This window comes from Legionella lytica (genome assembly GCF_044626755.1).
Classification (GTDB): Bacteria; Pseudomonadota; Gammaproteobacteria; order Legionellales; family Legionellaceae; genus Legionella; species Legionella lytica_A.
The window spans coordinates 1,600,973-1,617,900 of record NZ_JBGORX010000001.1; the positions used below are offsets into that span (position 1 = coordinate 1,600,973).

Consider the following 16,928-nt stretch of genomic DNA (forward strand, 5'->3'; position numbering starts at 1 on the left):
AGAATACCACCACTCCCGATTACCGTGGCTTAACCACGGTATCCACTGACTGCGTCATCAATTTCATTTTATTCTTTTAATTGAGTTGTCCTATTTCTTGGGTTTCAGTCTTTAATGGTCAAGCCAGGATAATTCGGAATAGGCAAAAGGACAAAAATAACCCGTATCGAGCATTAAATATGCAAATTATGGACGTTCAACTATACTCTTCTTGAGGATATAAAATTTAATCAAGGAGCAATTCTATGTTCATGTCCCATATGAAAAAAGTTGTATTAGGCTTAGTAATCATCAGTTTTACCTCTACCAGCTTTGCAGCGTGGGTCAGCAACAGAAATCATGTGAATTGTGTAGGCAATACATGCCACAAAACATCTGTTCATAAGGCTTGCTACAATGGTAGTTGCAAAGCAGTACGACACGGCAGCACTTGGCATAGATAAGCTCTCAAATGCAATCTGGCTGAATATCCAGACATCTTAAATCCGTAACGTTTACGAGCGGTACGGAGAAATCCTTTCTTGCTCGACCTCCCGGGGCTTGTCCGCGATGAGAATGTCTTCAGCTCCCATCGCATCCACAATAATATTAATTCTTTGATAAAATTCACGATAATGTTCTAAAAATTCACTCAGGGCCTTTTTTAATCGAGCATCAACATCTAAACGCGGCAAAAGAGCACCTATTCTTACATCTAAGAGTCCATAATCATTTAAAGAAAACCCAAGCTTGGTACTCTGCATATTAAATTTACATATCATTTACAACTCATTTATATAGGTATTATTATGTAGATCTCTTGGAAGAACTATTAACTGGCGATGATCACACTACATGATGTGCACAAATCATTTGATGGCAATGTATCTTACGCGGTTAAAAACGTTAACCTTAGAGTTGCGAATGGAGAAACATTTGTACTTTTAGGGTCTTCAGGAAGTGGCAAATCCACCCTGCTGCAACTAATAAATAATACCCTAACGCCTAGCTCCGGTAGGATAGAAATTGATGGCCAATTAATCGATGATTATCCTCAAGTTCAATTGCGACGCTCAATAGGATTTGTATTTCAACATGCCGGCTTATTTCCACATATGACCGTGGGTCAAAATGTAGCTATTCTCATGCGCTTAATGGGTATTAAAAAGAGAAAACGCATCAGTCGTGTCCATCAAGTATTAGAATTAGTTAATTTGAATCCGGAGCACTACCTTAATCGTTATCCTGATGAGCTATCAGGCGGCGAACAACAACGAGTTGGTGTTGCTCGTGCTTTAGCAACAGATCCTAATTACCTATTTATGGATGAGCCTTTTGCCGCCCTGGATGCAATTACTCGCGATTCCTTGCAAAATGAAATCATTGAGTTAAAGAAAAAAATTAATAAAACCATTATTTTTGTTACTCATGATATAAATGAAGCCTTTCGCTTAGCGGACCGAGTTGCCATTATGCATCACGGTAGCCTTGAGCAAGTCGGCTCAAAAGAAGAGGTGTTCCGCCAACCTGCCACCGATTTTGTAAAACAATTACTGAATAAAACAAATTATGGATAATTCGTGGGATGTAATCAAAACACATTTACCGGAGCTATATACTAAATTAATTGAGCATATCTCCATATCACTTTCTGCGATGCTTATCGCGGTTTTGATTGGTGTCAGTTTAGGCTTGCTTATTAACCACTCCTCTAAATTAAGAATTCCCATTCTTACGCTAACCAATATCTTTCAAACCATTCCCAGCATTGCCTTACTCGGCTTTTTGATTCCCCTAGTCGGAATTGGCTTAGCCCCTACATTAATTGTCTTGATTGTTTACGCCTTATTACCGATTACCAGTACCACCTATACCGGATTAAAAGAAATTCCCAACCACTACCTGCTCGTAGCAAAGAGTTTAGGTTTTACGCGCTGGCAACGCTTATGCCTTGTTGAGCTGCCTCTAGCCCTTCCCGTAATCATGACCGGTATTCGCACCGCCATGGTAATGGTCATAGGAATTACGACGATTGCCGCCTTTATTGGTGCAGGGGGCTTGGGTGATTTTATTACCCAGGGTTTATCCTTAAATGATCCTCTGCTCATTTTATTAGGTGCGATTCCCGTTGCTTTACTTGCCTTAAGTGTCGACTATGTCCTCGCAACTTCGACCATTTTACTATCAGGTCGACATCGTTTAAGCCTACGCTTTAAAAAAATGAAACTGATTTTAGTGGGTCTCATTACCGGGACCTTGTTTGTCCTTGTCGCCCAACCGCTAGTTTCTTCATGCATCCCCAAACAGATTATAGTTATTGGTTCTAAAGACTTTACTGAACAATACCTATTAGCCCATTTAATGGCAGAATTACTAGAGGCAAAAACAGATTTGCAGGTGGTGAAAAAATTTAATCTGGGAAGCACGACCATTTTACATAATGCTTTATTAACAGGGCAAATTGACCTCTATCCAGAATATACGGGCACTGCGTATCGGGTGGTGCTAAAAAAAGAAGATCGGCAAAATCCCCAGCAACTCTATGATTACGTTAGCAACCTCTACAAAAAAAATTACGACCTGATTTGGCTATCCCCTTTTGGATTTGAAAATGCCGAAACCTTAGCCGTCAAAAAAGAATTTGCTCAAAAACATCATTTGAACAATTTAAGTGACTTAAGCCAGATAGCTAATAAACTGAAGCTTGCTGTTCCTGCTGAGTTTTTAAAACGTTCCGATGGATTGCCTGGCCTTACTCGAACCTATGATTTTCATTTTCAGAAAATCATCCAAATGCAGCCTAATCTGGTTTATCAAGCGATAAAAAATGATGTCGTACAAGCAATCGAAGCCTTTACTACCGATGGCAAGATACCCGAATTTAATCTAAGCATCTTATATGACGATAAGCATTTTTATCCCCCCTATGAGGCAGCCCCCATAATTCGCAAGGCAACGCTTAAAAACTATCCTCAAATATCCTTAGTATTAGCGCCACTATTGGGAACTCTAGATAATAAAACGATGCAGCATTTAAATTACCTCATCGATGTAAAAAAAATCCCACCACAAAAAGTAGCCCATGATTTTTTAGTGAGCCACAAGTTTATTTAAAGCGAGGGCATGTCGATATAGGGAGCATGTTAGAGTCAGGAACTTAATCGCAATAACATGCATGGAGAACACCTGCGAATATAAATCTATTTGCTTAATCCCCGCTCCAACCTTTATTATTCACATTATCTATTAATTATCACCAACAGAATAAAACTTATGTTTCATATTGCTCTTTACGAACCTGAAATTCCGCCCAATACGGGAAATATTATTCGCTTATGCGCCAATACCGGGGCAAAATTACATTTAATCCATCCTCTTGGATTTTCCCTGGAAGAAAAATCCTTAAGACGTGCAGGTTTGGACTATCATGAATGGGCTTCAATTATTGAATATGATAGTTGGGAGGCGTTTATCCAACAGCATCAGAACAAAACTATTTATCCTTTTAGCACCCATGCACACACGAGCTATAGCAGCATTCAATATGCTCCGGAAGATATACTTTTATTCGGGCCTGAATCTCGGGGCCTACCTCGGGAAATAGTAAATCAATACCAGTCGCTTTACATACCCATGCGAGAAAATAATCGCAGTTTAAATCTATCCAATACCGTTGCTGTGGCTTTATATGAAGCATGGAGACAATTAGATTTTAAATAATAAACACAGATAACCTGTAAGCTGGGCTGCACAGCCCACTTTTGGGAATGATACAAACAATATGGTGGCATTTTAAAACAATAACGAATACAACGCCAAGCCCCATACTCATGATGAATTTCTTGCCACATTATGCAAAGAATTGCTCCAACATATTCAGACCTACCAAGATACGCTACACTTAATATTTTGCTGAGAGTGAAAATGTTCCAGAATAAAAGTACTCCTCATCCTCGAAAAGAAACCTACAGCTATCAAAGTGCGCAAGCGCGAATAACTATGTTGCAAAATCAAGGTTACCACTTAGTGGGCAGTTTGCCAGATAAGGAAGAACCATGGAGTGCCTTGAAAACTGCTTCTTTCTTATTTATAAAAGATGCTCAATATTATCAATACCAGGCGAAATCGTTATTATCAGATACCCAATCCAAGCTTTGTTTTGATGAGGCGCAAATACCTAACATTAAGGGATTTAGTAAAATAATAACAAATGATTACATTTATGTTATTTGCCCTCATAAAACATTAGAAAATGCTAATGCGGTTGCAAAACCCCTCTTACTATTGAGAAAAGATACTTCCAAATCCGGGCATGATTTTTTAATCGCCCCTTATAAAAAATACGCTGAAGAAGATAAAATTGTTGGTGGTGAACTTTATTATCTCAATGGCGAGTTCCTACTAATTAATCGAAAATCAGGCAGTTTTCCTAAAAGTGAAGCAGAGGCACTCGCCTCAATTAGCACTATTTTTGGGCCTAAAGGGCAAGCGGCCTATCATTCTGCTGTTGAGGTAGAAGAGGTGCAAGAGGAAATAAGAAAACGCTCGATAAGAAACTTGCCATCTGCCTGTGCAGCGCCCTCCTCCCCTTCTCTTCTCAATTATCACAACCCAAATAGAGTTTTACCCTTGACCCAAGAGCCCCCGCGCCCCATATATCAGGCCCCGCCAATAGCGGCCCCCAAGGCCTCTTCCCCCGTGTTAAGATATTCGTTTAGCCTCGACTCTCCCGGTACAAAGCCACCCCCAGTGCGGATCGCATGGGAAAGCAATATGTCTCAGCAGCGTTTTTTTAATAATAAATCACCTACTATTGCTCATCCTATCTCCTGTGCTAAGTCGTGTACGATACTTTAACCTCAATTGCAAAGGGGCGTAGTATGATAGTTATATAAGGTGGTTTTATTGCGTCCTAGTAATAATTTGTCTTAGGTGTGTTAACAAGGAGCGGTTTATGCAACGATTGACCCAAGTTCAGGGATAACCATAACAAAAAATTGCATGGCCGCCTTTATTCCCTGGAATTGCTCTCAGAGAATGCTTCTTAGGATTTTATTTTTTTATCAATCAAATACCATTCTGCATCGAAGGTAACTCAATAATCCAAATTACCCTCTTCTTGAGTAATTTTGGAACACTGGTATAATACGATTTTTCCTTTTGGAACGATTTACAGTGCTGAACAATACCTCGAATGAAAAAAGCTTCACCAAAAAATCATTTATTACCGTTTATACCGAAACATATCCTTTATACAATGAATCAGGTGCTAAACGCTTAACAGAAGAGGATTACCAATATGTTTCTCAACCCTTGGTTGCAGTGACCTCTTTTTTTAATTTACCCAATCAGCCGCGACATTCAAATGAGCTCTCATTCTTCGATGTATTAAAAAACACAATCCATTGGGATGTTGAAGATGAAAAAAATAAACAACTGGGGTGGACCACAGTCCCTTTAGCAATACCGCGAATCATTTTCCATCTTTCTATAGCTCTCTTAGTTTTACCAAGCAGTACGGCGAAACTCATTACCGAGCTACTACCTGGGCTTGCCGAAGAGTACTGCTATATTGGAAAAAACCAAAGTAAATCGAATTATTTTCTCCAATCCGCTTACAAAGTCGGGCATATCCTCTCCAGTAGCGTACATTTTATTGGCCAATTAATCACCCCATCAATTAAAAGCTTTTTTCCCAGTCTTCGCGGAGAAAGTGGTATTGGTAAATTATTAAAATCAGCCGTTGTATATTACGGCCTACTTGCTTTGTTAGGAACGGCAGCGCTTATTGCATTGACCCTTGTTGCATTCAAACTGCCGCCCCTTGCCTGTGTCAGTATTTTAATTGCCGAAGCAGCATTAATTACCTATGCATGCCGTAGCATTTATAAAGGATGTTTTAGCGCGCCAAACCCACCACAACTCGTGGAACATCCACAAGAAGTAGAGGCAGAGGAACTGGTCGACAGCCCTGCCATTATGAACAGGATGATGCCTGCAGCTCAACCCAAAGAAGAACAATCCTATTTCAGCTCAATCTATAGTTATTTGTTTGCTCGGACTAAAAATGAAAAGAATCCAGAGGCTCAGCTCACCACAGAATACCGACCAATATAAAAATGAGGACTTTTTGTAAGAATTGAGAAATATCTTACAAAAATTTAATCATTTTATATGATGCTTTTTTAATCTGCGTGTTCTAAACTTAAAGAGTGAGATGAGACAATGGATGTCGACACAGGGAGTATCAACGCCTCAGGGATGAGAGGTGGCGCCACAAGGACGTGGCATATATATCTTCTCCTTATCACAAAGAATCCCCCATTTATCTGCTTGACAAAATCCAAAGAAATACCCACATTTAATACCATGTAAAAGATATTTTTTACATCTGAAATTAACGAAATCTCATTCGAGGCTATCTCACCGTGTTCGGATGACATCACAGCCTATAACAGACGAATAAGGATATTTGCCATGAAAAAAAGTCTACTTTCTATCCTATTAGTGCTCATTAGTTACCATGTCAGCGCAAAAAACACTAATTTTACTGTATGTAAAGGTAAATTCGCTTTATGTACTACTGCCTTGTGTGAGCCAATACCAGGAAAAAAGGGTTGGGTTTCTTGTCATTGTAGCGTTCAACAAGGATATTCGGCTGGCAAAGAATCCTGTTCAAGCCTAAAAAAAGGCACTAAAGATGCAGAAATTAAATCACGCTATTACCCCATTAAATCCTATGCTATTTGTAAAAATGAGCGGCCCTGGGCTTGGTGCCTAGATAGCCCTTGTACAATTGATAAAAAAGATCCAAGCAAAGCAGCTTGCCGGTGCTCACTTGTGCAAAATAAAGGGGACTATGTTATTGTGACTGATGCTTATAATGACAAAACTTGCACTACAGGGATCCATTCATCGGCAACAGTTAAAGGAGCAGAAGAGCTTCGAGATTTCTTAAAAACCAACGACCATCTACAACCTTTTGCTATTAAATTAGTACATTAATGTAGATACTTTTCGTCATTGCGAAACACTGTACTGCTTGGCTCACTCCATTCGCAATGACGAGATTTTTTATCTTACCAACAAGCAAATATTTTTCCCGATTCTGGTTTATACTATTTATTTATGACTTCAATAGTGCGCTATGCAACAACCTAAACTGCAGAATAACTCTAATGAGAAGAATACCCTCTCCCAAGTAGCTTCTATATTCAAAGAAGCATGGCAACTTACTTATGGGATTAAATTACTTATTTTTGTATTGGGCATTTTACTGCCTATAGGAATGGCCCTTATCTACTTTCTTCCTATTATATTTCTTTCCAATACCTTATTTTCCCTCGCTGATGTAGCTACTGCTAGCCTTTCGACCCTACTGAGTCTTCTCGTTGCATTCATTTTATTAAATTACTCACTGTTTACTATAGGTAACTTAATGGTCCTACTAGGAATCCGACGTGCCATTGGTCTAGCTCCGAACCTAAGTAAACTATTTCCACAATACCTGCGTCGTTCAGGAATTATTTTTTTGATTTTTCTCATTTTATTGCTCATTGGATACAGTGGCGAACTCCTTAAACTCCTTTACCCGGGGATGAAAGCACCCATGCCGATACTTGGAAACATTGTTTACTCAGTGCTGTGTTTTGCGATGCAGGGATTCACTATTCCCTTAATGATTACCAAAGGAGATGGTCTCTTAGCAGCATTAAAACAAACCGGCTCTATTTTATATCATAATGCACTTCTTCTAATTATTTGTTCGCTGCTGATGGGAGTAATCCTAGCGATTAGTTCCATACCATTAGGCATTGGCCTTTTTTGGACCCTACCTATGGCCATGGTAATGATGGGAATTCTATTTAGAAATACCACGGGACTTACACAACAGAAATAACTCATTTGCAGGAAACCAACATGTGTAAGTATGTTCACCTGAGCTGTACGTTCCTCTGCCGCGATGAATTACCGCGGATTGACCGCGGTAATTCAGGATTAGCTTGTTTCTCCAAACTTTATACCGTGAAGAGAATCGCCGCAGTAATTCGGTTTTCTAAACCACATATGCGGTATGAATACTCCACCAGCACAAAATGAGTCAATATTGACCATTGATGGAATTTTGTTATACTTCCGGTTTCGAAAATACTCATAAAAGAGAACTTATGAACTATCATGATGAATTTACTACATTAACTAAAAGTGGCATATTACCGGACAGTAATTATCTTTCGCCTCAACGATTTACCACTCACTTTTCTAATAGTGGGGAGTTTTGGGGTAGCCTTGCTCTCACGGCTGGATTACCTATTATGAATGCTTTAGCCACTTGTTATTACACAGCTCGTGCGGTATGGGCAGCAATGCGAGCCGTAGGTAATTTATTAATCTTAAAGCCTCGTTATACTGCTGAAGCACTTAATGATGTTGCGAGTAATATTACTCTAAGTATTTGTATTGGCGTGATGGCGCCTATCCATGCATTGACCAATTCAGTTACCGTACTGACTCGACTCATTGCTTCATGGTTTGTAGGTGAAGAACCTCGTGAAGATTTAAGCCAACGCGGATTAGTCGAAAAGTTTTCTAAAGAAATTAATAAACACACTACAACACTACCCTCATCAGCTTATTTCAAAAGCACTCGATTTTTCGCTCCCTATAACGATGCAGTGGAACTTATAAGTCAAGGTTTTGCTCCGCTGGGGATTGGGTTCCAAAGCGGATTTTATTCATTAGCACAGGCAGCTGAAGCGGTTACTAATGCAATTAATTTACTCACCAACATAGCTATTTGCAAACCAAGACATGCCCTGCAAGATGTTCGTAATCTAGGCGTACACTTTAGCTTAGCGGTAGGTCTGGCTGTTATGACACCAATTAATGCTTTAGTTGAAAGTTTAAGCTTTTTTAGTCGACTATTATCTACTTGGGTTCACGCCTGTGGTGATGATGATCAGCAAGAAAATAACCATCAGGCGAAGGCTTTGAATTAATCTGAATTTATCGCAGGCTGTGATAAGGCCTGCTCCCATTTGTGACAGCGCCTACATCTACTCCTTGGGTGGAGTAGGTGCTGTTTTAAACGGATTAAATGAGCTATCTTCTGGGCCTGTCATTTCACTCATCTGCGGCGATTCCATAGCCATACGTTGTGTTCTATCTGTAGTGGCAGAATTAAACTGTTTTAAGCCACTAATTAAATCATTCTGCTGTTTACTGCCAAATCCACTTTGTTGAATATCATTCTGGATTTGTGACTTAATGTTATTTGCACTTCCTTCATAAAGAGTACCAGAACCGGCAGAAAACATATAATTATCCATCGCTTTAAAATTCACATCCCCTTCTATGCCATAGGATACCCCCATGCCCCCACAACAAAACTGCGAACAATTTTGTGCCTCTTGAGCATAAAATTCTTTTTTCTGCTTTTCGAAAAACGATAGGACTGGCGGGAAGGCATTTAAAAATAATTTGCGTTCACTATTAGGTGCTTCATCCTTTAAATAAGCATCCTTATAACGGTCTATAAAAGGAGAATTCTGGGCTCCTGGAACCAAGTTTTGAAAAAATATTAACTGTTGATCATCCAATTTATTTAGGCTCATTTTTTTTCCTGTGTGCAATCAATTACTATTGAGTATAGATCAAAACATTCATTGTCTATCTCAAGGTATACGAGCTACTGTGTCCATGGTCTTTGTTATCCCCATTTGCAAGTAAGGGGGGTAAAAATCCATACTGATGCAACCCTTGCTTGGGATGCAATGATTGATGTTCCATGATTTTTCCGTGACATGAGCTTAAAATAAGCTGGCCTTTACTATTAAAGACAGCAAAATTATTAATGTCTGATAAGGTTTTTATTGCCCCATTGGATAAAGAACCCATTCTCGTATTAGTGACCAGTGCTGCATGCACGAAATCCATCTTCTGTTCAACGGTTTCCAAGGGCATCGCTTCAAAATATTTTTGTACGCAAAGGGACAATGGAGCCGCACTCCCAGCAAGTATTTTTACTAAACCCTTTTCACCAGTAGGCAATATTCCTTCTTTCATCAGAAAATCACCAATCCCATTGGTCAAATAAAAACTAGCCTGATCTTGGCAAATATCCATCGAACCCAGTTTATATAACCCATTCTTACACCCTGTAGGGCCTAAAGCATCGGTTACAAGAATAATTTTATTTTTAATCGTACGGTGCACAAGTGAAATAAAGGAAGCGGATAAATGCACCCCATCAGTAATTAACTCAACTCCTGGCGGACAGCGTTCAGGATTGCTAAGTACCCACTGTACGAGACGGCTTTTAGCATCATGAATACTTAGCTCCCGCGTACTCCGACTGCATGTTTCTTGACATGCATTACCCAGATGAGTAAACCCGCAGGCTCCTGCATCAATAGCACGTTCAATAGACTCCATGCTTTCCGGATTACAATGACCAATGAAAACCTTTACGAAAAGGCCGTCTTGCTCCAGTGTTTTGCATTGTTTAATAAACTCTTCAGCGCCGAACAAATCAGGCGCCATGGTTATTTTCCAATGTTTAATATTCGGGGCTACATCAATAATATCTCTAAACTGGCTCATAGAAATGCTTTCTTGCAGCACACCTTCCGCATGAGCTCCTTTACATTGTTTGGAGATAAATGGACCCTCCAAATGCACCCCAAGAATTTGGGTTTGACCGGGGACAGGATTTTGCTCTTGTTTTTGCATAAATTCATTAATTTTTATCAATGATTTTTTTATGGAAGCAATAGGCATAGATACTAATGTTGCCAAGGCATACGCAAGACCTGTTGCTCCTAGGGACTTCACGATGTGCTCTAAACGAGCATCATCAACCTCATCGCCTAAATCAGCAAAATCAATGCCTCCCTGCCCATGAACATGAGAGTCCAACATTCCTGGCATTAAGAAATAACTACCTTTTGAGTCAATAACATCAAGGTCTTGCAGCTGAGATAGATCCGTATCGAGCTCAAAAACTATTTGCTCTCCCCGATTAGTAATCAGTACATGCTTTAATTCCTTAACTCCAATCGTATTATAAACATAGATGTTTTTAATTAGCATTGAACCAACTCCCATAATATCCCTATAAACAGCTAGACATCGCCAAACTTGAATCTTGCGCCGGCACATCTGCTTGGTTTATTCGTTCCGGGCTAATAGGCTTATCAAAAAAACCATTTCCCTGTCTGGATGTCGCCCGCTCTTTTTGATCAAACAATAAACATATTACATGCTTTAAGCTTAGAATCATTTTGTATATATCTGCAAAACGGGTATAGCCATAGTGTGCTGTGACCCGGATATTATTGGGTGGGCGTACGTCAATTTCAAATCGCCCTAGCTCACTTTTTTGTTTCAACAAAGTTTCAACCTCACTGACATCATCAATACCATGCAACCGAAAAACTAACATCGCGCCACGCTGTGCAGGTTCTTCTGGAGTAATCCATTCAATGTGCTTTCCCATCTGCTGTTGCAATACCCAACGCATATAACGTGTAAGACATTCTGATTTGGTCTGAAGCTTATCCCAACCGAGCTGCCCCATCGCTTTCGCATAGGTTTTTACTGGAGCAAGAGCGACCGGGGAAGGATTACTGCAACGAAAGGCCCAAGCACCCTTCGACATCATAATTTGTGCATCATAACCATCAATAACCGCAAAAACCTTTTCTGAGACAGCCGCTTTCCATCCTTGCAGCGGTGGGTACTTTTCTAAATCAGTTTCTTTATTCACATAAATACCAAAACCGCTACCTGCAGAACCACAGAGGTGTTTGTAGCTACACCCTACCGCATAAGTAACCGGAAGGTTGCACAGCATTAATGTCCTATTTCCCACAGTGTGTGCTAAATCCAACCCCACAATAATCTGATGGTGCGCGATAAGGTCTTTTAGTTCAGTGAAAATGTGCTGTAGATCCAGCCGCTGTCCGGTACTAAATACCACGTCAGATAAATGAATAATTTGAATTTGGTCTACATTTTTTTTGATGAAGGCGATAATTGCCTCTTCAGAATAAAGCCCTTTTTCATCCGGAAGAATTTTTAAGCTAAGCTGCTCAGGTTTAGGAGGAGAGATTGAATTAGCAAATACCCCCAAATTTTTTGCCTGTTGTACCCCTCGTTTCAAAACAGACTCAATAATCGCCTGGTCAGAAAAAAACTCCTTTCCTAAATGGCAAATGGCGGTTCTACCTGACTGCCAATCCGTTAAAGTGGGTCGGTAAAAGGTATCCAGCAAACGACCAAGATTAGCGGACAACCCCTCTTGAGTGAAGAGAAATTCATAGGGCTCCGAAAAACCCAGCATGGCTTGCATGGCGGAAATCGCATCCTGCTCAATATCACAATCAAACCAATTTCCACTCGCATCTTTAGTTTCAGAAAAATGTCCTTCGTGTAGCTGCATTGCTTGTAATTGATTGATGCGCTCGAGCTCGGCCACCGCAGGTTTGAAGACAGGTCCTAAAGAGTGACCTGCAAAAGGAATCAAATCATCATAAGCAAATAATTCGTGTGTGCTTTTTAGTGGATCAATTTCATCCAAATAAGCAGCATACTCAAGAGAAAAACCTTGCGGGTTTTCTGAAAGTATACGGATAAACTCATCTGGATTAGTGGTTAGAGCCTGTATTAATTCCTTCATAATTCCCTCTATAAATAGTTTGATTTGATGTAGGTAAGCTGGTAGTGGATTGTAAAACACTTCTTATAAATCGAACAGAACCCCTACCAATTCCCCCACTATAAACGAATAAAATTATGCTATAAAATGCGCCCATAAGCATTTTAAGGTAGATTAATTTGACCTATCGTCCTGATATTGATGGATTAAGAGCAATTGCGATTCTGTTTGTTTTATTGTTCCATAGCGGCCTTAGATTAGTTCCCTCAGGCTTTATTGGGGTTGATATATTTTTTGTCATTTCAGGATTTTTAATTACCAGCATTCTGCACCATTCTTTGCAAAAAAATCGTTTTTCATTCATCGAATTTTATAGGCGTAGGTTATGGCGATTACAACCTGTCTTTATTTGTTTAATTCTTACCACCATTTGCATCACCTATCTTTTTTATTTACCTGAAGATTTCGTAAATTATTTCAAGAGTGCTCGTAAAACTACGCTTTTTACTTCCAATTCCTTTTTTGAAAAAGCAACCAAAGGCTATTTTTCAGCAAAAGCGAATGAATTACCTTTGTTACATACCTGGTCATTATCCATAGAATGGCAATGCTATTTGCTCTTGCCCATCATCATGTATGCATTACATCGTATTTGTCCTCAGCGCTTGTTGAGCAAGCTCATCTACGCACTCACACTCTGCTTTTTTGCACTGGCGTTATATTATTCTGCCACGCAGCCCAGTAAAACCTATTACTACTTATCCAGTCGGATTTTTGAGTTTTTAATCGGCGCATGCGTTGTCTTTGGCTCACCTCGGATTATCTTAAATAAATATATTTCCGAAGCGCTTAATGCCGCAGCCCTTTTGACGATATTTTATATAGCAACCCGCAGTAACATTAGCTGGGGTTTTCCCAATGCTTACGCCTTTATTTTATGTATCGCGGTAAGCATCCTCATCGCCGCTGGTAAAAATAACGCCCCCTCCTTGTTTACCCGTATGCTATCCATAAAGCCTTTAGTATTCATTGGCCTAATTTCTTATTCTTTATATATTTGGCATTGGCCAGTATTTGTACTAATGCATTATTTGGAAATTGCCAAAACCCCCTCCTACTTCGTGTTTACTTTTGGCTTTATTTTTATTATTTCCTTTTTATCCTGGAAATTTATTGAGAAGCCGGCCCAAAAGTTTAACACCCTTAAATTCGGTTACAGCCTGGCTCTTTTATTCTTAACCCCACTAGCACTCGTTTATATGGGGAGTTCTTTAGTCAAACATCATGAGGGCTATCCTCAGCGTTTTGAGGAAACAGCTCGAATCGCAAGCAGGCTTAAACGATACGATAACCCCCAAAGACCATTATGTCTTGGTGAAAAAAATGTAGCCATCAGTAACAATTGTGTTCTGGGAGCACATCAGACCAACAGTAAAACTGCCTTTTTATTTGGGGATTCTCACGCCAATCATTTTTGGGGATTTATCGATACACTAGCCCAAAAAGCAAATATCTCAGTCACCTCCCATGCAACTTCAGCCTGTCTTTCATTACCGGGAATACGTCAATATGATTGGAATGCCCAAGATTACGCCGCATGCTATGAACAAACACAACGCTACTATTCGCTGATCGAGAAAAATCATTACGATTTTGTTATCTTAGGCCAAAATTGGGATGGTTATTTAGGCAACCGGTTAATTCCCCGTGAATCTGAAGCAAGGGTAAAAAAACGTATTGAAGAAGCATTAGATGCGGCAGTGCAAATTATTATTAATTCAGGAGCAAAGCCAATTTTAATGAAATCCATTGTAACTAATAATTCATATCATTGTTTTCTGCATCATCTAAAAACACGCGCGAATTATGATCCGAAGCAATGTGAGTTTGATATCAATACGAAAAAGTCGCAGTGGCAAGATAAACTATTTTCACATCTGCAACATAAATATGCTCAGTTAATTATTATCGATCCAGTAAAAGTACAATGCCCTCATGGTCGGTGCAGAGCCGATATAAATGGTATGCCATTGTTCCGTGATGGAGGACACCTGAGCGATTATGCTTCGTATCACTTAGCAACCCGCTATTTAAACCATTATAACAATCCTTTAACCCAATAAATTCCCTCAAAACAACCGTCATCCTCAAGGAATTGAGGATGACGGGCCAAAATGAAGTCTTGTTGCGCCCCCAGCAATGATTTAAAATAAAACAAAAGAACCAAAAATAACATCCTCTGTTAAAAAGAAGGGCTTATGGCCACATTAACCCATTTAGACTTATATAAGCTAGGAACTTTACTTGACTACCCATTATCAGACAGGGGCTTATGCCACGGTGTTGCACTCATGGCAATCCAAGCACTTCTCGCAGTGGATGAAAAAAGTTTTTTTAAGCGGCTTGATTTCATTGCTTCTTATCGCTCTAACTTTGCTCGATTAAAAGAAGAGATAGAAGAGGCTAAAAAGAAAGCTCTATCCACTATTCCCCCTATTGAGGAGGCAACTCAAAAATTGCTCGACATACTGGCCTTTTTTGATGGGATAGAATTATATCTAGTTCCTCAAAAACACGCCGATTTATTTGATGGCGTCATTTCCCAAGAAGACATAACCACAATTTACCCACTCATCAGCTCGGAAAAGCTTAAAGGCACGAAATTAACCCATTTATTTAATAGACCATTCGCTTTTGATAAAACCAACCTGAAAGATTATTTAAATGAATTAGCAAATATATTTGACGATACAACTATGTTTCCCCCTATTCTCTTGAGAAATATCGATCATTCGATTTGCCTCAAATACGATAAAAGCGATACCTGGCTTTATATAGATATCAATGACTTTGGTCAGCAGGAAAATACAACCTACTTTCGCAACCTCAATAGAGAGGAACTAGCCGACAACATTTTTAAGTCATTTGGACCAGCACCATACCCTCATGTTGTCATGAATGTAGAAGTACTTACCACCAAGGAAAACTACCTACTGCAATCCGCACTGGAACATTTGCATGCACAACACCCTATTACTGCCGAACAAGCTAAAATGCATGACCATCTCCACACAGGATTACTTTTTTTAGCCTGCCGCCACGGCAATCTTGGTGTCGTGCAAGAGCTATTCCAACAACCAGATGCATTGATTAACACGAAAACGCCCAATGGCGAAACGCCTTTATTAATTGCCTGTGCCAAAGGATATCTTGAGATTGCCCAAACATTAATAGCTCACCGCAATACCCTCGTTAATGAAAGCAATCTAAAGAAACAGTCACCTTTATCCTTTGCTTGTGCAAAAAAATATACGAAAATCGCGCAAGCACTTTTAGAACGTCGAGATACCTTGGTTAATGAACCTAATGTTATCGGAGAAACTCCCTTGTACATCGCTTGTGAATATGAATGTCATGATATTGTGCTGCTGCTAATCGCGCGCGAAGATATTCTTGTTGACCAAGGCAACATGGACGGTGTAACCCCCTTATGTCTTATATCATTTGTAGGTCGGGTTGATATTGCAGAAACGTTACTACAAAAAGCAAATATTAACCATCCTTCATACTCTGGAAATACCCCCTTTCACTATGCATGTGCCTCCCCTGATTCGCCAGAAAATCCACTCATGATTCAACTATTATTAAACAGGGGAGCCAGCTTAACGATGCAAAACGAAGAGGAACAGACTGCTTTAGATATTGCATTTGAATGGAACAATGAAATAGCCATTTCCATGCTGTTAGAATTTACCCTGGAAAATGGGCTTGCCCCGGATAAAGTGATGTCTTTGGACACCTTTGAAACTAGAGCGCCTTGGCTTGCAGAAAACTATCCTGCATTTACTGGCCGTATGTCTCAGGTTAAACCTCAACTGAAAGGAAGAGAACTCTCCTTTTTTAACCATACTCCGGTAGGGTCGGAGTTTATTTATGACAATACCCATGAGAATAATATGGAAAAAAGATAAAAAATAAAAATAAATCATAGATATGCTGCTGTATTTATCCTACTTTTATCTCAGTGCTTACACCTTATTCTTCTCATTGTCGCTACTGCTTCACCAAACTCTTATTCACTTAGACTACTTATGTATTTCACCGAGCTCTTTCGAGGTAGGATCTAATTGCGCCTCTGACTTCTCTGATTTATGGTATATACTTGATATAGATAAATTTTTTATTGTTTATTCTACACGCTGATAAATATAGAGATTGAGAATGAAATGGACCATTTTAGCATTAACGATTTTATCGCTTCAGGGATGCTGTTTTCGCTCTGAAATTATCT

Annotated in this window: 14 protein-coding genes; 10 read left to right on the plus strand and 4 right to left on the minus strand. The window is 39.5% G+C overall.

What is annotated here, in order from left to right; genetic code table 11:
• Positions 1 to 494 precede the first annotated feature (494 nt).
• A complete protein-coding gene (locus ACD661_RS06730) occupies positions 495 to 761 on the minus strand; it encodes a hypothetical protein (RefSeq protein WP_400187058.1) in 267 nt (88 codons plus the stop codon).
• 60 nt (positions 762 to 821) lie between these two features.
• On the opposite strand from ACD661_RS06730, the gene ACD661_RS06735 reads away from it, so the two are divergent.
• The 8 genes from ACD661_RS06735 (at position 822) to ACD661_RS06770 (ending at position 8,978) form a co-directional block, all read left to right on the plus strand.
• Entirely contained in the window at positions 822 to 1,556 is a 735-nt protein-coding gene (locus ACD661_RS06735; protein WP_400187059.1) for an ATP-binding cassette domain-containing protein, read from the plus strand.
• Complete coding sequence (locus tag ACD661_RS06740) at positions 1,549 to 3,093, plus strand: glycine betaine ABC transporter substrate-binding protein (protein WP_400187060.1); 1,545 nt, start codon at positions 1,549 to 1,551, stop codon at positions 3,091 to 3,093. Before ACD661_RS06735 ends, ACD661_RS06740 begins: the two co-directional genes overlap by 8 nt.
• A 159-nt stretch (positions 3,094 to 3,252) precedes the next feature.
• Positions 3,253 to 3,699, plus strand: coding sequence for a tRNA (cytidine(34)-2'-O)-methyltransferase (locus ACD661_RS06745; RefSeq protein WP_400187061.1), 447 nt, complete (start codon positions 3,253 to 3,255; stop codon positions 3,697 to 3,699).
• A 204-nt stretch (positions 3,700 to 3,903) separates the two neighbouring features.
• A complete protein-coding gene (locus tag ACD661_RS06750; protein ID WP_400187062.1) occupies positions 3,904 to 4,836 on the plus strand; it encodes a hypothetical protein in 933 nt (310 codons plus the stop codon).
• Between the two features lie 318 nt (positions 4,837 to 5,154).
• Complete coding sequence (locus ACD661_RS06755) at positions 5,155 to 6,096, plus strand: hypothetical protein (RefSeq protein WP_400187063.1); 942 nt, start codon at positions 5,155 to 5,157, stop codon at positions 6,094 to 6,096.
• Positions 6,097 to 6,456: 360 nt separating this feature from the next.
• Positions 6,457 to 6,984 (plus strand): hypothetical protein, encoded by a 528-nt coding sequence (locus ACD661_RS06760; RefSeq protein ID WP_400187064.1) that lies wholly within the window; start codon positions 6,457 to 6,459, stop codon positions 6,982 to 6,984.
• 142 nt (positions 6,985 to 7,126) lie between these two features.
• Positions 7,127 to 7,879, plus strand: a complete 753-nt coding sequence (locus ACD661_RS06765; RefSeq protein ID WP_400187065.1) for a hypothetical protein — start codon at positions 7,127 to 7,129, stop codon at positions 7,877 to 7,879.
• Between the two features lie 268 nt (positions 7,880 to 8,147).
• Positions 8,148 to 8,978: a type IV secretion protein Dot gene (locus ACD661_RS06770; RefSeq protein ID WP_400187066.1), complete on the plus strand. Its 831-nt coding sequence runs from the start codon at positions 8,148 to 8,150 to the stop codon at positions 8,976 to 8,978.
• Between the two features lie 57 nt (positions 8,979 to 9,035).
• On the opposite strand, the gene ACD661_RS06775 is transcribed toward ACD661_RS06770, so the two are convergent.
• Genes ACD661_RS06775 through ACD661_RS06785 form a run of 3 tightly spaced genes read right to left on the minus strand, consistent with a single transcriptional unit; the run spans position 9,036 to position 12,658 of the window.
• Entirely contained in the window at positions 9,036 to 9,593 is a 558-nt protein-coding gene (locus tag ACD661_RS06775; protein WP_400187067.1) for a hypothetical protein, read from the minus strand.
• 55 nt (positions 9,594 to 9,648) lie between these two features.
• A complete protein-coding gene (locus tag ACD661_RS06780) occupies positions 9,649 to 11,070 on the minus strand; it encodes an N-acetylglucosamine-6-phosphate deacetylase (RefSeq protein ID WP_400187068.1) in 1,422 nt (473 codons plus the stop codon).
• A gap of 22 nt (positions 11,071 to 11,092) precedes the next feature.
• Positions 11,093 to 12,658, minus strand: a complete 1,566-nt coding sequence (locus tag ACD661_RS06785; protein WP_400187069.1) for a kynureninase/PvdN C-terminal domain-containing protein — start codon at positions 12,656 to 12,658, stop codon at positions 11,093 to 11,095.
• Positions 12,659 to 12,816: 158 nt separating this feature from the next.
• Here ACD661_RS06785 and ACD661_RS06790 point away from each other — a divergent pair, with 158 nt between their 5' ends.
• The gene (locus ACD661_RS06790) at positions 12,817 to 14,760 is read left to right on the plus strand and encodes an acyltransferase family protein (RefSeq protein WP_400187070.1); all 1,944 of its coding nucleotides are present in this window, start codon (positions 12,817 to 12,819) and stop codon (positions 14,758 to 14,760) included.
• A gap of 135 nt (positions 14,761 to 14,895) precedes the next feature.
• Positions 14,896 to 16,608 carry an ankyrin repeat domain-containing protein gene (locus tag ACD661_RS06795; protein WP_400187071.1) on the plus strand — a complete coding sequence of 571 codons (1,713 nt, stop codon included), beginning with the start codon at positions 14,896 to 14,898 and terminating at the stop codon, positions 16,606 to 16,608.
• Positions 16,609 to 16,928: the final 320 nt, after the last annotated feature.